The sequence below is a fragment of the Pseudomonas sp. GX19020 genome, assembly GCF_023371075.1.
Taxonomy (GTDB): Bacteria; Pseudomonadota; Alphaproteobacteria; order Rhodobacterales; family Rhodobacteraceae; genus Pseudogemmobacter.
Genome location: NZ_JAMCCR010000003.1, coordinates 1 through 18,574, shown reverse-complemented (window position 1 = coordinate 18,574; position 18,574 = coordinate 1). Strand labels below are relative to the sequence as shown.

Annotated in this window: 21 protein-coding genes; 12 read left to right on the top strand and 9 right to left on the bottom strand. The window is 64.5% G+C overall.

Annotated elements, in window-relative coordinates; translation table 11 throughout:
- Nucleotides 1-48: 48 nt before the first annotated feature.
- The 4 genes from M3484_RS07300 to phnN are packed head-to-tail and all read left to right on the top strand — an operon-like array spanning nucleotide 49 to nucleotide 2,986.
- Nucleotides 49-921 (top strand): alpha-D-ribose 1-methylphosphonate 5-phosphate C-P-lyase PhnJ, encoded by an 873-nt coding sequence (locus M3484_RS07300; RefSeq protein WP_249496370.1) that lies wholly within the window; start codon nucleotides 49-51, stop codon nucleotides 919-921.
- 14 nt (nucleotides 922-935) lie between these two features.
- A complete protein-coding gene (gene phnK, locus M3484_RS07295) occupies nucleotides 936-1,718 on the top strand; it encodes a phosphonate C-P lyase system protein PhnK (protein ID WP_092902189.1) in 783 nt (260 codons plus the stop codon).
- A 4-nt stretch (nucleotides 1,719-1,722) separates the two neighbouring features.
- Complete coding sequence (phnL, locus tag M3484_RS07290) at nucleotides 1,723-2,418, top strand: phosphonate C-P lyase system protein PhnL (protein WP_249496369.1); 696 nt, start codon at nucleotides 1,723-1,725, stop codon at nucleotides 2,416-2,418.
- 13 nt (nucleotides 2,419-2,431) lie between these two features.
- Nucleotides 2,432-2,986 (top strand): phosphonate metabolism protein/1,5-bisphosphokinase (PRPP-forming) PhnN, encoded by a 555-nt coding sequence (gene phnN, locus M3484_RS07285; protein ID WP_249496368.1) that lies wholly within the window; start codon nucleotides 2,432-2,434, stop codon nucleotides 2,984-2,986.
- On the opposite strand, the gene M3484_RS07280 is transcribed toward phnN, so the two are convergent.
- Nucleotides 2,968-3,657, bottom strand: coding sequence for a DUF1045 domain-containing protein (locus M3484_RS07280; protein WP_249496367.1), 690 nt, complete (start codon nucleotides 3,655-3,657; stop codon nucleotides 2,968-2,970). The genes phnN and M3484_RS07280 overlap by 19 nt on opposite strands.
- A 147-nt stretch (nucleotides 3,658-3,804) precedes the next feature.
- On the opposite strand from M3484_RS07280, the gene M3484_RS07275 reads away from it, so the two are divergent.
- Nucleotides 3,805-4,944 carry an alpha-D-ribose 1-methylphosphonate 5-triphosphate diphosphatase gene (locus M3484_RS07275; protein WP_249496366.1) on the top strand — a complete coding sequence of 380 codons (1,140 nt, stop codon included), beginning with the start codon at nucleotides 3,805-3,807 and terminating at the stop codon, nucleotides 4,942-4,944.
- Between the two features lie 79 nt (nucleotides 4,945-5,023).
- On the opposite strand, the gene M3484_RS07270 is transcribed toward M3484_RS07275, so the two are convergent.
- A complete protein-coding gene (locus tag M3484_RS07270) occupies nucleotides 5,024-5,725 on the bottom strand; it encodes an arylesterase (RefSeq protein WP_249496365.1) in 702 nt (233 codons plus the stop codon).
- Between M3484_RS07270 and M3484_RS07265 the strand changes: the two genes are divergently transcribed.
- Both M3484_RS07265 and M3484_RS07260 read left to right on the top strand, forming a co-directional pair.
- Complete coding sequence (locus M3484_RS07265; protein ID WP_249496364.1) at nucleotides 5,724-6,425, top strand: ABC transporter ATP-binding protein; 702 nt, start codon at nucleotides 5,724-5,726, stop codon at nucleotides 6,423-6,425. The genes M3484_RS07270 and M3484_RS07265 overlap by 2 nt on opposite strands.
- Nucleotides 6,422-8,929 carry an ABC transporter permease gene (locus M3484_RS07260; protein WP_249496363.1) on the top strand — a complete coding sequence of 836 codons (2,508 nt, stop codon included), beginning with the start codon at nucleotides 6,422-6,424 and terminating at the stop codon, nucleotides 8,927-8,929. Before M3484_RS07265 ends, M3484_RS07260 begins: the two co-directional genes overlap by 4 nt.
- Here M3484_RS07260 and M3484_RS07255 read toward each other — a convergent pair.
- Nucleotides 8,926-9,660: a BUD32 family EKC/KEOPS complex subunit gene (locus M3484_RS07255; RefSeq protein ID WP_249496362.1), complete on the bottom strand. Its 735-nt coding sequence runs from the start codon at nucleotides 9,658-9,660 to the stop codon at nucleotides 8,926-8,928. The two genes, M3484_RS07260 and M3484_RS07255, sit on opposite strands and share 4 nt — an antisense overlap.
- Nucleotides 9,657-10,157: an ABZJ_00895 family protein gene (locus tag M3484_RS07250; RefSeq protein ID WP_249496361.1), complete on the bottom strand. Its 501-nt coding sequence runs from the start codon at nucleotides 10,155-10,157 to the stop codon at nucleotides 9,657-9,659. The genes M3484_RS07255 and M3484_RS07250 overlap by 4 nt, the downstream gene beginning before the upstream one ends.
- Nucleotides 10,158-10,375: 218 nt before the next feature.
- Between M3484_RS07250 and hemE the strand changes: the two genes are divergently transcribed.
- The 3 genes from hemE (at nucleotide 10,376) to M3484_RS07235 (ending at nucleotide 13,266) form a co-directional block, all read left to right on the top strand.
- Complete coding sequence (gene hemE / locus M3484_RS07245) at nucleotides 10,376-11,410, top strand: uroporphyrinogen decarboxylase (RefSeq protein WP_249496360.1); 1,035 nt, start codon at nucleotides 10,376-10,378, stop codon at nucleotides 11,408-11,410.
- The gene (locus M3484_RS07240) at nucleotides 11,407-12,363 is read left to right on the top strand and encodes an SdiA-regulated domain-containing protein (RefSeq protein ID WP_249496359.1); all 957 of its coding nucleotides are present in this window, start codon (nucleotides 11,407-11,409) and stop codon (nucleotides 12,361-12,363) included. The genes hemE and M3484_RS07240 overlap by 4 nt, the downstream gene beginning before the upstream one ends.
- A 66-nt stretch (nucleotides 12,364-12,429) precedes the next feature.
- Nucleotides 12,430-13,266 carry a hypothetical protein gene (locus M3484_RS07235; RefSeq protein ID WP_249496358.1) on the top strand — a complete coding sequence of 279 codons (837 nt, stop codon included), beginning with the start codon at nucleotides 12,430-12,432 and terminating at the stop codon, nucleotides 13,264-13,266.
- On the opposite strand, the gene M3484_RS07230 is transcribed toward M3484_RS07235, so the two are convergent.
- Together M3484_RS07230 and hemF are read right to left on the bottom strand one after the other, a co-directional pair.
- Nucleotides 13,232-13,585, bottom strand: coding sequence for a hypothetical protein (locus tag M3484_RS07230; RefSeq protein WP_249496357.1), 354 nt, complete (start codon nucleotides 13,583-13,585; stop codon nucleotides 13,232-13,234). The genes M3484_RS07235 and M3484_RS07230 overlap by 35 nt on opposite strands.
- A 3-nt stretch (nucleotides 13,586-13,588) precedes the next feature.
- Complete coding sequence (gene hemF, locus M3484_RS07225) at nucleotides 13,589-14,455, bottom strand: oxygen-dependent coproporphyrinogen oxidase (RefSeq protein WP_249496356.1); 867 nt, start codon at nucleotides 14,453-14,455, stop codon at nucleotides 13,589-13,591.
- Between the two features lie 131 nt (nucleotides 14,456-14,586).
- Between hemF and M3484_RS07220 the strand changes: the two genes are divergently transcribed.
- On the top strand, nucleotides 14,587-14,991 hold the full coding sequence (locus tag M3484_RS07220) for a hypothetical protein (protein WP_249496355.1): 405 nt from the start codon (nucleotides 14,587-14,589) through the stop codon (nucleotides 14,989-14,991).
- A gap of 85 nt (nucleotides 14,992-15,076) precedes the next feature.
- Here the strand turns inward: M3484_RS07220 and M3484_RS07215 are convergent, their stop codons facing one another.
- From M3484_RS07215 to M3484_RS07205, 3 genes are read right to left on the bottom strand one after another with little or no spacing between them, the layout of a single operon-like run.
- Nucleotides 15,077-16,204 carry a CaiB/BaiF CoA transferase family protein gene (locus M3484_RS07215; protein ID WP_249496354.1) on the bottom strand — a complete coding sequence of 376 codons (1,128 nt, stop codon included), beginning with the start codon at nucleotides 16,202-16,204 and terminating at the stop codon, nucleotides 15,077-15,079.
- Nucleotides 16,205-16,209: 5 nt separating this feature from the next.
- Complete coding sequence (locus M3484_RS07210; RefSeq protein WP_249496353.1) at nucleotides 16,210-16,875, bottom strand: DsbA family protein; 666 nt, start codon at nucleotides 16,873-16,875, stop codon at nucleotides 16,210-16,212.
- Nucleotides 16,876-16,885: 10 nt separating this feature from the next.
- Nucleotides 16,886-17,443: a DUF721 domain-containing protein gene (locus tag M3484_RS07205; RefSeq protein WP_249496352.1), complete on the bottom strand. Its 558-nt coding sequence runs from the start codon at nucleotides 17,441-17,443 to the stop codon at nucleotides 16,886-16,888.
- Nucleotides 17,444-17,639: 196 nt separating this feature from the next.
- Here M3484_RS07205 and M3484_RS07200 point away from each other — a divergent pair.
- Nucleotides 17,640-18,574 (top strand): A/G-specific adenine glycosylase (locus tag M3484_RS07200; RefSeq protein WP_249496351.1); only part of this gene is annotated, 935 nt, incomplete at its 3' end.

Below are 18,574 nucleotides of genomic sequence, written 5' to 3'. Positions count from 1 at the left end.
TGCCGGCGCCCGCAACCCAGGCGGCGCCCGGCCTTCGGGAGCGCGAAAATGACCACCTCCAGCCCCCCCGTCGAGGCCGAAAGCTACAATTTTGCCTATCTCGACGAACAGACCAAACGCATGTTGCGCCGGGCCATTCTGAAAGCGCTGGCGGTGCCGGGCTATCAGGTGCCCTTTGCCAGCCGCGAGATGCCGATGCCTTATGGCTGGGGCACCGGCGGGGTCCAGGTCTCTGCCGCCTGTCTGGTGCCGGAGGACCGCCTGAAAGTGATCGACCAGGGTGCGGATGACACGACCAATGCCGTCTCGATCCGCAAGTTCTTTCAGCGCACGGCCGGGGTCGCGGTGACCGAAGCGACCACAGAGGCAACCCTGATCCAGACCCGCCACCGCATCCCGGAAACGCCGCTGACCGAGGATCAGATCCTGGTCTATCAGGTGCCGATCCCCGAACCCCTGCGCTTTCTGGAACCGCGCGAGACCGAGACGCGGCGGATGCATGCGCTGGAGGAATATGGCCTCATGCATGTCAAGCTTTACGAAGATATTGCCCGGCATGGCGAGATCACCAATTCCTATGCCTGGCCGGTGATGGCGCATGACCGCTATGTGATGACGCCTTCGCCTATCCCGAAATTCGACAATCCGAAGCTTTCGGACAGCCCCGCCGTGCAGCTTTTCGGGGCCGGGCGCGAGGCGCGGATCCATGCGCTGCCGCCTTACACAAAGGTGGTCAGCCTCGATTTCGAGGATCACCCGTTCGTTGCGTCAAAAGCGGATCATGAATGCGAGATCTGTGGATCGCGCGAGAGCTATCTGGACGAGGTGATCACCGATGACCAGGGCGGACGGATGTTCGTCTGTTCGGACACTGACTTCTGTAGCAGCCGCAGCGCGGCCCTGGAAACGGAGCGCAGCTGATGGATGGGGCTGAGATGAACATTTATGCAAAGGTGAAAGAGGCCGGGCCTTTGCTCTCGGTCAGGGGGCTGTCGAAATTCTACGGCAGCCGGATTGGCTGCGCCGATGTCTCCTTTGATCTGTTTCCCGGCGAGGTGCTGGGGATCGTCGGAGAGAGCGGGTCCGGCAAATCGACCCTGCTCTCCTGCCTCGCCGGGCATCAGGCGCCGGAGGAGGGGCGGATCCTGTTTGACGGGCGTGACATGATCACCATGGCAGAACCGGAGCGGCGGCGGCTCGCACGGAGTGAACAGGCCTTCGTGCATCAGAGCCCGCGGGACGGGCTGCGGATGGGCGTTTCCGCCGGTGGCAATATTGGTGAGCGGCTGATGGCCGTGGGCGGGCGGAATTACGGCGCCATCCGCGAGACGGCACTCGACTGGCTTGGCAGGGTCGAAATTGACGGGGCGCGGATCGACGACCGGCCCTCCGCCTTTTCGGGGGGCATGCAGCAAAGGTTGCAGATTGCGCGCAACCTCGTCACTGCGCCGCGTCTGGTCTTTATGGACGAGCCGACCGGTGGCCTTGACGTCTCGGTCCAGGCGCGGCTTCTGGATCTCTTGCGGGGTCTGGTGCGCGATCTCGGGCTGTCGGTGGTGCTGGTCACCCATGACCTTGCCGTGGTGCGGCTGCTGGCGCATCGGCTTATGGTGATGAAATCGGGCCATGTGGTTGAACAGGGCCTGACTGATCAGGTTCTTGATGATCCGCAACATGCCTATACCCAGCTTCTTGTTTCCTCGGTTTTGCAGGTCTGACCCCATGATTATGCTGAAAGACGTTTCAAAGACCTTTACGCTGCACAATCAGGGCGGCGGGCAGGATGGCGCCGTAATCCCGGTTATGGCCGGCGTCAGCCTCTCGGTCGCGCCCGGGGAATGCGTGGCGCTGACCGGGCGCTCGGGCGCCGGAAAATCCACGCTGATGCGGATGATCCACGGCAATTACCTTGCCGCTTCGGGTGCGATCCTCGTGGGGGGCCTTGATGTCGCTAAGGCCAGCCCGCGCGAGATCCTGGCATTGCGGCGCGAGGTGCTGGGCTATGTCAGCCAGTTCCTGCGCGTCGTGCCGCGTGTCCCGACGATCGATGTGGTGGCGGAACCGCTCCTGACCCTCGGCACTGCCGCAGACGAGGCCCGCGACCGGGCGGCGGCGCTGCTGTCGCGGCTGAACCTGCCCGAACGCCTCTGGTCGCTCTCGCCCACCACATTCTCGGGCGGCGAGCAGCAGCGGGTGAACATCGCGCGCGGCTTCATCCATCCCTACCCCGCGATGCTGCTGGACGAGCCGACCGCCAGCCTCGACGCCACCAATCGCGAGGTGGTGCTGGGGCTGATAGCCGAGGCCAAGGCGCGCGGCGCGGCGATCCTCGGGATCTTCCATGACGAAGAGGCCCGCGCCCGGGTCTGCGACCGGCTGCTGGATGTGACCGGCTTCACCCCGGGTCTGGCAGCATGAGGAGGCTCGCGCCATGACGGGACGGCTTTTCGCCATTGTCGGCCCCTCGGGGGCCGGGAAGGACACGCTGATCCAGGGCGCGCTGGCGGCGAGACCTGATCTTCATGTCATACGCCGCGTCATCACAAGGCCCACGGATGCCGGTGGCGAGGATTTCGAGGGCGTGACGGCTGCAGAATTTGAAGAGCGCCAGGCGGCGGGGGAATTCGCACTGGACTGGCAGGCACATGGGCTGTGCTACGGCATCCCGGCCGCCGCGCTGGCGCCGCTGGCGAATGGCGCGGATCTTCTGTTCAATGGCTCGCGCCAGGGGCTTGAACGCGCCGCCCTGCTTTGGCCGGGGCTGCGCGTGATCCATGTCACCGCACTGCCCCAGGTGCTGGCAGCGCGGCTGATGGCACGTGGACGCGAAAGCGCTCTGGACATCGCCGCGCGGGTCGCCCGCGCCGGGCAGCCCTGGCCCGAGGGGCTTTCGGGTGGCCTCAGCGTGATCACGGTGATGAACGATGCCAGCCCCGAGACCGGCATCGCCCGTTTCCTCGACGCGCTTCAGCCGGTCAGCGCATGACGCTCCAGCAGGTGAAACCGCCCCGCCGCATCCTCGCCAAAGAGGCACAGATCCTCGATGGCAAAGGGACGTGGCAGATCGGGGGCGAGCCAGGGATCCAGCCGCGCGGCCAGTTCAGCCGCCTCGGATTCCGGCAGGTTGTCAGAAAGCGTCAGATGGAAACGGAACTCCTCCATCACAAAAGGATAGCCCCAGGCCGACAGCAACTCACGCTGGCGCGGGGTCAACCTGTCGGGGCGGCGCTTTGCGATCTCTGCCTCGGTGAGGGGGGCACGCAAAGGGTCGAGATCCGTGACCACCCCGGCGCCCAGAGCCAGCAGCGCCGCCTCATCCCCCTGCGGCACCAGCGCAAGGAATCCCCCGATCCGGCGCAGCTCCAGCCCCCGCGTCCCGACCGGCGCCAGACGGCCGGCAAGGTCCGCGAGCGCCCCGGAAAGATCCGCACGCTCCAGACCTTCGGCCAGGCGGAACGGCGCCTTGATCGTGCCGTGAAAGCCATATTTGCGCGGGCTCATCGTCAGCTCGGCCTGGGGGCGTGGCAATCCTTCGGGCCCTGCGAAAGCGATCGGCAGCCCTGCCTCCGGATCCCAGCCGAGCCAGCCCGCCACCCTTGTCGCAAAGGCCCCCGGGCGCGGCGCGTAATAGACCGCATATCTCGTGAAATCGCTCATCGCCACCGTCCTCTCAGCCCGATCCCGCATCATCCTTCGGAACCAGTTTCGCCCTAACCGCCATCTGTCACACGGATGTGACATCACGGTGCCATTTGCAGCGCTCTCCCGCCTGCCGACCCTGCCTCCTGCCGAGAAAGCCCAGTCATGACCCAGACCATCCTCGCCAATGCCCGCATCCTTCTGGCCGATGAAATCGTCACCGGCAATATCGTGATCCGGGACGGGCTGATTGACGACATTGACACAGGCACAGCCCCGCAAGCCGCCGAAGATATGCAGGGCGATCTGGTGATGCCGGGCCTTGTGGAACTGCATACCGACAACCTGGAACGCCATCTCCAGCCCCGCCCCCGCGTCGACTGGCCCCATGCAAGTGCAATCATCGCCCATGATGCCGAACTGGCCTCGGTGGGCATCACAACCGTGTTCGATGCGCTGCGGGTGGGATCGATCTTTTCGTCAAACAATGCCGGTTACGGCGAATATGCAAGAGCGCTCGCGCATGAGATCATGGGCCTGCGCGAGATGGGCGCGCTGAAAATCAGCCACCGCCTGCATCTGCGCGCCGAGGTCTGCTCGGAAACCCTCATCGAGGAACTCGACAAATTCGGCACCGAGGACCGCATCGGCATCGTCAGCCTGATGGACCACACCCCGGGCCAGCGCCAGTTCCGCGACATCACGAAACTCCGCGACTATGTCATGGGCAAGCGCGGCATGTCCGAGACGCAATTCGCCGAGCATATCGCGAGCCAGCAGGCGCTCTCGGCCCGGGTGAGTGCCGCGCATGAAGAGGCCGCCGTCAAAGCCGCGCGCCGCTATGGCGCCGTGATCGCAAGCCATGACGACACGACCGAAGACCAGGTGGTGACCAGCCGCGAAAAGGGCGTGAGCTTTGCCGAATTCCCCACCACGGTCGAGGCTGCGCGCGCCTGCCGCGACCAGGGCATCCTTGTGATGATGGGGGCGCCGAACCTGATCCGGGGCGGCTCGCATTCGGGCAATGTCGCGGCGGCAGATCTGGCGCAGGCCGATCTTCTCGACATCCTGTCCTCGGATTACGTGCCCTCGTCGCTTTTGTCGGCTTCGCTGATGCTGGGTGATCTCTGGGGTGATCTGCCGCGCGGCATCCGCACCGTAACCAAAGCCCCGGCTGAGGCCGCACGCCTCACCGATCGCGGCGACATTGCCATCGGCAAACGCGCCGACCTGATCCGCGTCCACCGCGTTGGTGCCGCCGGGGCCATTCGCGGCACCTGGGTCGCAGGCCGGCGCGTCGGCTGATCACAGGTCCTCCACCAGACTTCCGGCGGGGCCTTTTCCCCTGACGAAATCCTCCCGCCGGAGGCTACTGGTCTGCCCGTTATTCCGCCCGGGCCGCAGCAATCAGCCGCATCACTTCTGCCCCCAGCCCTTCGACAATCAAGATCACCCCGGCCGCATTCGGATGGATCCCGTCAGGCTGCATCCAGGCATTCAGCGAAGCCGGGTCCGAGGGATCCGCCCCTGTCGCGATAAGCCCGGCAAAGAAATTATCCGCGAGCAGCGCGCCATATTCCGCCGCCAGCTCCGGATAGATCGCATCGAAATCACGCTTGTAATCCGGCCCCCAGTTCAGCGGCGCCTTCATCCCCACGATCAGGACCGGCAGGCCCCGCGCTTTCGCGGCCTCCATGATACCGGTCATATTGGCCCGCACCTCCGCAACCGGAATGCCACGCAGCATGTCATTGCCGCCCAGCGTCACAATCAGCGCATCCGCCTCGGGCCCGAGCGCCCAGTCAACCCGTGACAGCCCCCCCGCGGTGGTATCGCCCGACACGCCGGCATTCAGCACAATCGCCCCTGCCCCCTGACGGTCGAGCCAGGTCTGCAACTGCGGCACGAACCCCTCGCCCGCCGGCAGCCCGTAGCCCGCCGTCAGACTGTCACCAAGCGCCACAATCGTCACCGGCTCCGCCGCGAAAGCCGGCGAAACCACAAGACCCAACGCAAACGTGAGGTTGCGAACGCGCCGCGATGCGGCATATCCGGTCTGACCTATTCGTTTCAGGAAGTTGCGCATGACCGGGACCGTCCTTTCACTGACCGATATTGGCCTCACCCTTCAGGGCAATGCCGGGCCGGTGCCGATCCTGCGGGGCATCTCGCTCAAGGTCAACCAGGGGGAAACCCTGGCTCTGACCGGTCCTTCCGGCTCCGGCAAAAGCTCGCTTCTGATGCTGATGGGCGGGCTGGAGCGCGCAACGTCCGGCCAGGTCGAGGCGCTCGGCCAGGATCTCGGCCGCATGGACGAAGACCAGCTCGCGAAATTCCGGCGTGGCAATATGGGCGTCGTGTTCCAGTCCTTCCACCTGATCCCGAACATGACCGCGCTGGAAAACACCGCCCTGCCACTGGAGCTGGGCGGCGAGAAAAATGCCTTTGCCCGTGCGAAATCTGAACTGGAAGCCGTGGGTCTGGAGCACCGCATCGACCATTATCCGGCGCAGCTTTCCGGGGGCGAGCAGCAGCGCGTGGCGCTGGCCCGCGCCATCGTCGCCCGCCCGCCGATCCTGCTGGCCGATGAGCCGACCGGCAATCTTGACGGCGTGAATGGCCAGGCGATCATGGATCTGCTCTTCGCGCTGCGGGACCGGGACGGATCGACCCTGATCATGGTCACCCATGCGCCGGAGCTGGCCGAACGCTGCGACCGGGTGCTGCGGCTGATTGATGGCCAGATCGTGCCAGACCAGAGCGCGTCAGGCCAGGTGGTCGCATGAGCCTCGCCTTCCGTATAGCGGCCCGCGAACTCCGGGGCGGGCTCAGGGGGCTGCGCGTCTTCCTCATCTGCCTCGCACTTGGCGTGGCGGCGATTGCCGGCGTGGCGACGCTGCGGGCCTCGATCCAGGCCGGTCTGGCCGATCAGGGCTCGGTTCTCCTCGGCGGTGATGCCGAGATGCGCTTCACCTACCGGTTCGCGAGTGACAGCGAGCGCGCTTTCATGGCCACCCATGCCGCCCGCGTGTCGGAGATCGTCGATTTCCGTTCCATGGCGATCACGCCAGAGGACCAGGCGCTGACCCAGGTCAAGGCCATCGACACCGCCTGGCCGCTTTACGGCACAGTCACGCTCGACCCGGCGATCCCGCTGGACCAGGCGCTGGAAGGGCAGAATGGCCTCCCCGGTGCGGTGCTCGATCCTTTGCTGATCGAACGTCTCGGGCTTGAGATCGGCGGCACATTCAGCCTTGGCACCCAGAGCTTTGTTGTCATGGCCGCGCTGATCGACGAACCCGACACCGGCGCCGACAGTTTCTCGCTCGGGCCGCGCAGCATCGTCGCCACTCCGGCGCTGGCGACATCGGGTCTTCTCGCCCCCGGCACGCTGTATGAGACGAAATACCGCCTCGCCCTCGCACCGGGGATCGATCTTGAAACGCTTGAAAAGGCCGCAAAACAAGCCTTCCAGGAGTCGGGTATGCGCTGGACCGACAGCCGCCGCCCGGCCCCGGGGATCGAGCGCTTTATCGACCGGATGGGGTCTTTCCTTGTGCTGGTCGGGCTGGCCGGGCTGGCGGTCGGGGGGGTGGGCATTTCCGCCGCCGTCCGGGCCTGGCTTCAGGGCAAGGAAAAGACCATTGCGACGCTGAAGACCATCGGGGCCTCTTCGGGTCTGATCTTCTCGACCTATCTGATCCAGGTCGCGGTGCTGACGCTGGCCGGGATCGTGCTGGGGCTGATCATCGGGGCGGGCGTGCCACTCATGGCCGCGCCCTGGATCGAGGCTTCGCTGCCCTTCCCGGCAAAGGTTGGCGTGGCACCTGCCGCCCTTGGTGAGGCCGCGTTTTACGGCGCGCTGACGGCGCTGATCTTCACCCTTCTGCCATTGGCGCGGGCCGAGCGCATCCGGGCGGCGGCGCTTTATCGCGGCGGTGTCTCGGGCTGGCCGCGCAAGCGCTGGCTGGCACTGCTTGCCGTTCTGATCGTGCTTCTGGTCGTGGTGGCGGTCTTCACCTCGGGCATTCCCGAACTGGCACTTGGCACGGCCGGCGGGGTGCTGGCCGCGCTTGCCGTGCTGGCGCTGGCCGCCTGGGCCCTCAGACGGATCGCGCGGCGCCTGTCGCATAGCCGCATCGCGCAAGGCCGCCCCGGCCTGCGCGCGGCCCTGGCCGCGATTGGCGGCCCCGGATCCGAGGCACTGCCGGTGATCCTGTCGCTGGGTCTCGGGCTTTCGGTGCTGGCCGCTGTCGGGCAGATCGACGCCAATCTGCGCGCCGCCATTGACCGTGACCTGCCGACAAGGGCGCCGGCCTTCTTCTTTGTCGATATCCAGCCCGACCAGATCGGCCCCTTCATCGAGATGGCTCAAGCCGATACCGCCGTCAGCCAGTATGAAACCGCGCCGATGCTGCGAGGCGTGGTCACCGGGGTCAATGGCCGCCCCGCGCGCGAAGTGATCGGCGAGCATTGGATCATTCGCGGCGACCGCGGCGTCTCTTATGCCGCTGCGATGCCCGAGGGCACAAAGATCACCGCCGGCTCCTGGTGGCCCGAGGCCTATCAGGGCGCGCCGCAGATCAGCCTTTCGGCCCAGGTCGCGGAAGAGACCGGGCTGAAAATCGGCGATGAGATGACGGTCAATATTCTGGGCCGCGACATCACCGGCACCATCACCTCGCTGCGCGAAGTCGATTTCTCGAATGCGGGAATGGGCTTTGTGATCGTGATGAACGAAGCCGCTTTGCGCGGCGCACCGCACAGCCATATTGCCACGCTCTACGCGCCGCCCGAGGCCGAAGCGACCATCCTGCGCGAGGTCACCAAGGCCTGGCCGAACATCACCGCAATCCGCATCCGCGAGGCCGTGGACAGGGTGTCCGAGGCGCTTTCCGCCATCGCGACCGCCACGGCCTGGGCGGCGGCGGGAACACTCCTGACCGGCTTTGCGGTGCTGATCGGCACGGCGGCGGCAGGCGAGCGGCGCCGCGCCCGCGAGGCTGCGATCCTCAAGGTGCTCGGCGCCACCCGGGCGCGGATCATCGCGAGCTTCACGCTGCGCGCCGCGATTCTCGGGTTGGCGGCCGGACTTGTCGCGGTCGTCGCCGGCGCGATCTCGTCCTGGGCCGTGATGTATTTCGTGATGGAGAGCAGCTGGCGGTTCGAGCCGGTCCCGGCCGCACTGATCATCCTCGGTGGCGTGGCGGCGGTTTTGCTGGCGGGGCTGGTCTTTGCCGGACGAACGCTGGCGGTCAAACCGGCGCAGGTCTTGCGCGAAGACGGTTAATCACCCCGCCGGAATCCCGCCAGGCGTGCAAGCGTCAGCGGGATCGCGCGGAATTCGCGGCTGCGCGGTTTGAACCTGGTCACAAGGCGCGCCAGCGGCTTCAGCCAGCCCAGCCAGAAGGCCAGCCGCCCGGCGCGCGCCAGCGCATCTTCGGGCGCGTTGACGCGGTAAGCCTCAAGGGCGGCATCAAGGAAACGCGGGTCATCGGGCCAGCGCCCATAGCAGCTCTGGATGAAGATCACGATATCCAGCGCCTGCCAGAAACCACTGCGATGCGCGGCGGAAAAGCGTTCGAGATCAATGAAACGCGCGGTCGTGCCGTCCCAGCAGATATCGCGCGGCGCCGGGCGGCCATGCGACAGCCCGGCCCAGTGCAACAGCCCGAGCGCCCGCCCGGCAGCGGCAAAGGCGGCGCGCGTCCCAGGATCATCCGCCGCCTCTTCCACCAGGATCTGCAGCGTCGGACCGGCATCGGGGAGGAGGAAGTAATCCGTCCCTTCCATGGCGATCTCAGGCACCGGAATGCCCTTTTGCGCCAGGGTTTTCAGACCATTGCGTTCGGCCTCGAAAGCGCGGGACGGGTCACCCTTTTGCAGCCTGAGCCTCAGCGACAGGTGCTCCACCCGTTTCAGCCACCAGGTCCGGCCCCCTTCCGAGACCAGTCGCGTCACCCGGCGCGGAGGTTCCGCCAGAACCTGATCCACCTTATGCGACAGATCATCGCCGCTCATCGCCGGGTCTTCAGCGCGGCGAGTTTGGCCTGTTGTTTTTCCCAGCCATTGAGCCCCAGCCAGAAGCCGAACCGGACGACCAGAGTCAAAAGCACCAGCAGCACCGCGCCAACGATACTGCCGAACACCAGGTCATCGCGGCTGAAGCCGTTGCGGAAGGAAAGTTCGGGCCATGCCCCGCTGGAGGCGATGGCCCAGATCAGCGCGCCGTTCAGCGCAAGCGTCAGCAAAGTGGCCAGCAGCGCAATCCACCATTGCCGGCCAGAGGTGGGACGGCCCTCGCGCCTCGCCCAGAAGGAAGACATCGACATGGCGGCAATCATCGGGACCACCACCCCCATCGCGCTGTTTTGCGATGAGCTGGTCAGGAACTGGTCTGCCACCATCCAGATCACCGCGACGATCACGATCCCGAACAGCATGAAGGCAAGGTAGACCAGCAGCAAAACACTGGTGGAGACCCGCTTTTTCGGGGCAGCGAGGGGATCGGCAGACATAGCGCACCTTTGACTGAAATCTGCGGCACCATCGCTGATCCGGTGCGAAATGACAATCTCTGCGGCCCTTTGGCGGGTGGCGGCGGGCGTATCTGTAACAGGCGGAATTGAGGAGGAACGCGCGGCAGATGGACGCGCCAAGGGGCCTGGCGGGCGGATGGTCGCTTGACTTGTGGTCGCAGGCGGGGCACGGCGCTTGGGATAAGCCGGAGGTTGCCATGAGCGAGAAAAAGATCCTGCGCGCCCTGAGGGGAGAGGTTCAGCCGGTGCCGCCGGTCTGGATGATGCGCCAGGCAGGCCGTTACCTGCCGGAATATCGCGCGACCCGGGCCGAGGCCGGCGACTTTCTCCGGCTGTGCTACAATTCCGAGCTTGCGGCGGAAGTGACGCTGCAGCCGATCAGGCGCTATGGCTTCGATGCGGCGATCCTTTTTGCCGATATCCTGCTTTTGCCCCAGGCGCTCGGGCGAGCATTGTGGTTCGAAACCGGTGAAGGGCCACGGATGGAGACCACGACCTCGGCCGCCGAAGTGGCGGGGCTGCGCCCGGATGAAGCGATTCACGAGACCCTGGCCCCGGTCTATCAGACGCTGAGGATCCTCAAGCGCGAGCTGCCGGCGGAAACCACGCTGATTGGCTTTGCCGGGGCCCCTTGGACAGTCGCGACCTATATGATCGCGGGGCGCGGCAAAGAGGAACAGGCGGGCGCGCATCGCCTGAAACGCGAGGATCGCGCGACCTTTGAAGCGCTGATCGACCGGTTGACCGGTGCGACGATCGAATATCTCTCGGCCCAGGTCGAGGCCGGGGCCGAGGTGATCAAGCTGTTCGACAGCTGGGCCGGCAGCCTGAAAGGTCAGGATTTTCAGGATTTTGCCGTGAAACCGGCGGCGAAGATCATCGCCGCGCTGAAAGCCCGCCATCCCGGCCTGCCGGTGATTGCCTTCCCGCGCGAAGCGGGCGCGGGCTATATCGGTTTCGCAGGCGCGACCGGCGCCGATTGCGTCGCGGTGGACAATTCGGTCAGCCCGGAATGGGCGGCGGAACATGTGCAGAAAGAGATCTGCGTCCAGGGCAATCTGGCACCGCATCATCTGGTCACCGGCGGCGAAGATCTGATCCGCGAGACCCGCCATGTGGTGCGCGCCTTCTCGAAAGGCCCGCATATCTTCAATCTCGGCCATGGCATCACCCCTGATGCGGATCCCGATAATGTGCAGCGGATGATCGACGCCGTTCGGGAAGGGGGATGAGCCTAAGCACAGCCCTGCCCCTTGCCCGACGCAGGCGCCCTCTCCTTTGGGCGCTGGCGGCGCTTGTGCTGGCGGGCGGCGGCTTCTGGCTTTGGGCTTCAGGGCTTTTCGGGCTCGGGCTGCAATATCTGAACATGCGCCAGACCGCAGCCGACTGGCATGAAAAGGGGATATGGCTGCCCTATTACACTGCGCAGATCGAGGCGCAGCCGGTAGTGGGGGTTGACAGCAACCTCTCCGGCCTGACCTGGGCGCCCGAAAGCGACACGCTCTTTGCGGTGATCAACCGCCCGCCGGGGATAGCGGAACTGTCGAAAGATGGTGCACTTTTGCGGCTGATCCCGCTGATCGGCGCGGTGGATCCGGAGGGGATTTCGCATGTGGAGGGCACGGTCTTTGTCATTTCCGATGAGGCGCGGCAAAGCCTGAACTGGGTGGTGATCGGTCCGGAGGCCAGCGAGATCAATCTGGCAGGCTCACCAGAGCTGGTGTTGAACTACGGAACGTACCACAATATGGGCTTCGAGGGCGTCTCCTGGGACAGCGCGCGTGACGAGCTGTTCATCGCCCAGGAAATGCTGCCGATCCGGGTGCTGCGGGTCAGGGGCCTGACCGAAGCGATTGCCGGTGAGGGCTTTTCGATCAGCGTGACCGAATGGGCGCCCGGCGACCGCTTCGGCCATTTCACCACCGATCTTTCCTCGCTTTCGGCCCATGACGCGACCGGCAATCTGCTGCTTTTGTCGGATATGACCGGCGCGCTGGCCGAATATGCGCCGGATGGAAGCCCGGTCAGCGTGATGCCGCTCTGGTCCGGCTGGCATGGGCTGCGCGATGATGTCCCCCAGGCCGAAGGGCTGGCGGTTGATGCGCGGGGCGACATTTATATCGTATCCGAGCCGAACCTGTTCTATCGCTTCAGCCGCGATCCGGCACCCGTCTGGGCAGAGTGAGAGCGCTTGTCTTCCACCTGTGATCCGGCATAGCCTGGCAATCATTTCCTGATTGCAGAGCCTGATTTGACCACGTTTTTCAAAGACTTCTACGCCGACTGGCGCGACAAAACCGGCAGCGGCTATTTCACGCTGTTTTTCCTGAGCAGCCTTGTGTTGTGGAACTGGCGGGTAGTTCTGCTCCTGTTTGCCGGTGATCTGACGACAGCTGAAAAGCTCGAAAAGATTGACGCTGTAACGGGACCAATCCGTTCCTTTCTTTACCCCGCCTGCACCGCAATAGTCGTATGCCTTACATTTTCTGCAACACATGCAGTACTCAGCTTTCTGATTTCCAGAATCGAACTTTGGCGCAAATCGGTGCTAGCTCAGCGGAGTGCAAAAATCCGTTCAATACGCCACAACGCCGATGATGAGGTCGACGCAAGCATTCTGTTGTCGAAACGTATCTCGTTGGAGAAACGGGACAAGATTGCGGACAAAGAGCATTTATTGATTGAAAAAGAAGCCCAGTTGCGCAGCAGTATTGATACAGTGGAAGCCGAAACCAACGCCACAGCGCGAAGCACGGGCGCCACGAAACTGCTACAAGCACTCGAAACCGCAGGTGGCCAGGTTTCCATTACTTCCGAACACGATCTGATTACATCAATGCTCGGCGGGAACCTGGCCCTCACTCCAAATTCGCATCAGTTACGGATAGAATTGCAGGATGCCCTGGATAGTCTGGTCAGAAATCGGAAAGTTGCATTAAAAGGAGCACCAGAATCGGGAAGCTATTCAGCCAGCATCACAATTGAGGGATATTCGCACCTGGACCGCATCAAGAGTATCATGGCACGTAGAAATGATGCGCCAGTGGCTCCCCTCACCCCCGAAACCGCTCCCCCATCAGATCCCTGAGCGCCTCAATCGCCTCTTCGCCATTCTCGGTCGCGGCGGTGATTTGCACCACGATCTCACGCGCCATGAGGAATTTCGACGCTTTGGCCGGGTCGATCAGAATCGACAGCCCGCGCTCGGTGCGGGTCACGCTTTCGACCGCCTCTTCGGCGCCGAGGCTCTCATCGGACACCTCGAACCAGACCGGGCCGCCAAAGGCGTCGCGGCGGAACATGACATAGGGCTCCTCCTCATCCTCGCCCTCGACAAAGCCAATGAACAGCTGACCCTCATCCTCGACAACCGAGGCATAGAGGGCTTTGACGGTGATGTCAGACATGTTTCAGATCCATTTTGCCAGGGGTGGCAGGGACATAAGAACCGCATTGGCGTCATGACCGGTTTCGAGGCCGAATTTCGTGCCCCGGTCATAGACAAGGTTATATTCGGCATAAAGGCCGCGATGGACAAGCTGTGCCTCGCGCTCGGGTCCGGCGAAAGCCTCGGAAATATGGCGTTCGGTCACCGGCAGGAAGGCAGGCAGAAAAGCCTCGCCCACAGCGCGGGTAAAGGCAAAATCGGCCTCCCAGTCGCCGGTATTGAGGTCGTCATAGAAGATGCCGCCGACACCGCGCGCGCGACCACGATGCGGGATGAAGAAATACTCATCGGCCCAGGATTTGAATTTCGCGTAATAGCCCGGGTCATGAGCATCGCAGGCGGCCTGCAACACGCCATGGAAATGCGCGGTGTCCCCGGAATATTCCAGACAGGGATTCAGATCCGCGCCGCCACCGAACCACCAGGCATGCGGCGTCCAGAACATGCGGGTGTTCATATGTACCGCCGGGCAATGCGGGTTCTGCATATGGGCCACGAGGCTGATGCCGCTGGCCCAGAAGCGCGGATCCTGCTCCATCCCCGGCACACCACGCGCTGCCATCGCCTTTTGCGCCCGCGCGCCCAGTGACCCGTGGACCGCGGACCAGTTGACGCCGACCTTCTCGAATACCCTGCCGCCGCGCATCACGCTCATGATGCCGCCGCCGCCATCGTTTTCGCGGCTGGTGGGGGTGACCTCGAACCGGCCGGGCGCAAGATCGCCGGGTGCGCGATCCTCCAGATCCTCGAACGCCGCGACAATCCGGTCGCGCAGTGTACGGAACCAGTCCGAAGCCCGTATCTTGTATTCGGTCAGATCGTTGCCCATTGTCACATCCATCGTCTCGGCCAGCCTTTGCCTATCACCGCAAGCCAGAGCCTCCAACCCGTTTGGCCCCCGTCCCGGCTATGCCATGCTGGTCGCCAGCCGCTCCCCGCCAGACCCTCGCGAGTCGCATCATGAAAAAAACCGCCGCCTTTCTTATCCTCACCACTCTCGCCGCCTGCGGCACGCCGCAAGAACAATGTATCAGCCGCAATACGCGCGATCTGCGGACGGTGGAAAAGCTGATCGGCGAATCGCAGGGCAATCTGCAGCGCGGCTATGCGATTGAACGATACGAGGTCACGGTGCCCGACTGGCGGCCCTGTATCCGCTATATCCCCGGCACCAAAGAAGACCCGACGCCGCGCCCGGTCTCAACCACCTGCCGCAGCTGGGACACCGAGGTCCGCACCAGGCCGCGCTCAATCGACCTCGCGCTCGAGGCGAAAAAACTCTCGCAACTGCAGGTAAAACAGCGCGATCTGTCGCGCCAGGCGCAATCCGTGATCGCGCAATGCAAGGCGGCCTATCCCGAATAGGCTGCCTCTCTTCATCTGTCTGAAAATATCCCGGGGGGAGCGCCCTGAAAGGGCGCCGGGGGGCTGGCCCCCCGCCTGCTCCCCTTCAGCCGAAAATCTCGGCCTGATGCTGACCCAGACGCGGCGAGGGCACGCCGAGCGACAGCTCCGCCCCCGAGAAAGTCATCGGGCTGCGCACCCCTGGCACGCCGCCGGGTGCGATCTGCAGGGCGCGGGCAATGACCTGGGGGTCCGAGAAGACCTCGGCCATATCATTGATCGGGCCGGCAGGGACGCCATTGGCCTCGCAGGCGGCCAGCAGCTCTGCTTTGGTCATGGCGCGGGTCGCGGCAGACAGTCTGTCGGTCAGCCCGGCGCGATGCGTCACGCGGTCGGCATTGGTCACAAAGGCCGGATCATCAGCCAGGTCGCTCAGGCCAAGCAGCCCGCACAGCTTGCGGAACTGGCCGTCATTTCCGATCGCAAGGATCAGCCAGCCATCCGAGCAGTCAAACACCGCATAGGGCGCAAGATTCGGATGGGCATTGCCCATTTTCACCGGCGCCGTGCCGGTCGCGAGGTAATTCATCGCCTGATTGGCCATGATCGCGGTCGCCACATCCATCAGCGCCATATCGATATGCTGACCAGCACCCGTGCGGCCGCGCTGGATCAGCGCCGCCATGATCGCATTTGAAGCATAGATGCCGGTAAACACATCCGTCACCGCCACCCCGACCTTTTGCGGCTGGCCATCGGCGGGGCCTGTCACCGACATCAGCCCGGCCATGCCCTGGATGATGAAATCATAGCCCGCGCGATGCGCATAGGGCCCGGTCTGACCGAAACCGGTGATCGAACAATAGACCAGCCCCGGATTGATCTCTTGCAGGCTGGCATAATCCAGCCCGTATTTCGCAAGACCGCCGAGCTTGAAATTCTCGATCACGACATCGGCGGTCCGGATCAGCTCACGCACCCGCGCCTGATCTTCGGCGTTGCGGAAATCGGCAGTCACGCTTTTCTTGCCGCGATTGCAGCAGTGGAAATAGGCGGCCGAGGTCTCGCCCTCATGGGTGATGAAGGGGGGGCCCCAGCGGCGGGTATCATCGCCCTCCGGAGCCTCGACCTTGATCACTTCCGCGCCGAGATCGGCAAGGATCTGGCCCGCCCAGGGGCCAGCGAGAATCCGCGCCAGTTCGACGACGCGGATGCCTTCCAGCGGCGCGGACATCGGGATCAGCCCGCCAGTTTCGCGTCGATCAGGGATTTGAGATTGTCCCAGGCCCAGTTGTCGACTTTTTCACCATCCAGGATGACGGTTGGCGTGCCGGTCACTTTGTCAGCGGCCATATTCGCCTCGAACTGTTTCAGCATCTCTTCACCGAAAGCCTCATTCGCGGTGCAGGCATCCAGCTGCTCATTGGTGAGGCCCGCGGTCAGGCCGATGGTGCGCAATTTGTCCATCACCACGGTCGGGTCAGAGGAATCGAGCCATTTTGCCTGGGTCGAAAAGACGATGTCCGAGATGCCTTCATACCGCTTGTTGTCGTCGCAGCGCGCGATCATCCCGGCCCAGAATCCATAGCGGTCGAAATAGACCTCCCGCAGGGTGAAATGCACCTTGCCGGTATCAATATAGTCAGACTTCAGCTTCGGGTAGATCGTGTCGTGGAAATTGGCGCAATGCGGGCAGGTGAAGCTGGCATATTCCACGACTTTCACCTTCGCATCCGGGTCGCCCAGGGTGAAATCGCGCGGGGTGAGAGCGGCTGAGGCAGGCGCATCAGTGGCCGCTTCCGGAGCGGCCTCGCCTTCGGATGCGGTGGTCTCCTGCGCCCAGGCCGGCGCTGCGGCGAGCGTTGCAGCCATCGAAAGCAGCAGCCGGCGGTTGATCATGGTCATTGTCTCGTCCTCATTTCCTGTCTGGGCGGGATAATATGTTCTGCGCGAGCCGCTCAAGCGCTGCGCGAAGGCCGGGATCGCCGACGCCTTCGGTCTGCCGCGCGGCGGTGGCGGTGAGTTTTGCCTCGGCCTCCGGGTCAGGGCGTGGCACTGCGGGGGCATGGGTGAATTGCGCCTGGCCGTCGGCAAAGCCAGTGCTGGCGGTCTGGGTCAGATGAACGCGCGAAATGGCGTTATAGCCATAGACAGCGTTGACGCGCTCGCGGATCCGGTCAAGCTGCATGCCAATCATCGGCGCATGTGCGCCCTGGACGAGCAGCGTAAGCGTGGCACCCATGCCCGAGCCTTTACCGCCCGGGCTCGCGGCCGCATAGCCAATCTTCACCGGCCGCGTGATCTTTGCGACATCTTCTCCCACGGTCTCGGCCCAATGGGTCACCAGACGCGCCACCGCAAAGCCCCGCGCCTCTCCCGCGCCGCGCACCTGGTTCGAGACCAGCGAGAATGCCGGTTCGAACCCGCGCCGGCGGTGTTCTTTTGAGGGAAGACTGGCGGGCTTGCGCGCCATGGGGTCCTGTCTTTGCCAGATCGGTAGGGCCGTAAGAGCACGCGCAGATAAAGCGCGCAGAGACGGTTTCCCCGGCCAAATTCGCAGCCTATCTTAGAGCAAGCAGGCGCGGCGGAAAGCCCGGAAGCAATGCCGGCGGCATCGGAGGCCATAAATCTTGCGTGAAAGCGCTGTAAGAAATCAGCAGCCGGCCCGGATGCCTGGCGGGGAGACGGCCGATATAAGTGTGGCGCTGCTGGCCTGGTATGACCGCCATGCGCGCGAAATGCCCTGGCGGGTCGGCCCCGCCGCGCGGGCAGCGGGCCTGCGCCCTGATCCCTACCGGGTCTGGCTGTCAGAGGTGATGTTGCAGCAGACAACGGTGGCGGCGGTGCGGGGATATTTCCTGCGCTTCACCGCGCGCTGGCCGGATGTCGCAGCGCTGGCGGCAGCGCCGGATGAGGCGGTGATGGCGGAATGGGCCGGGCTCGGCTATTATGCACGGGCGCGCAACCTGTTGAAATGCGCCCGTGCCGTGGCGGCGCGGGGCGGCTTTCCAGAGAGCCGTGACGGGCTGCTGACGCTGCCCGGGATCGGCCCCTATACGGCGGCGGCAGTGGCGGCGATTGCTTTCGACGAGCCCGCCGTGGTCGTGGACGGCAATGTCGAGCGGGTGATGTCGCGGCTGTTCCAGGTGGAAACCCCGCTGCCGGCGGCAAAATCAGAGCTGACGGAACTGGCCGCGAGGCTCACGCCGGCCAGGCGGCCGGGCGATTATGCCCAGGCGGTGATGGACCTCGGTGCGACCATCTGCACCCCGAGATCCCCGGCCTGCGGGATCTGCCCGCTGATGCTGCCCTGCGCGGCCCGGGCCGCCGGAATCCAGGCCGCGCTGCCCCGCAAACTCGCGAAACCCGAAAAGCCCGTCCGGGAAGGCGTGGTCTGGCTTTTGCGCAGCCCGCAAGGATGGTTGCTGGAACGGCGCCCTGAAACCGGCCTCCTGGGCGGTATGATCGGCCTTCCCGGCGACGACTGGGACCAGCGCGCGACCAAAGCCCCGCGCAACGATAGTCCGGCCGAAGGCCGAGCGCGCCGGACAAAGTCCGGCGCGCTCGGTCCCCGGGGGGGCAGGGGGGGGGGGGGGGCCCCCCC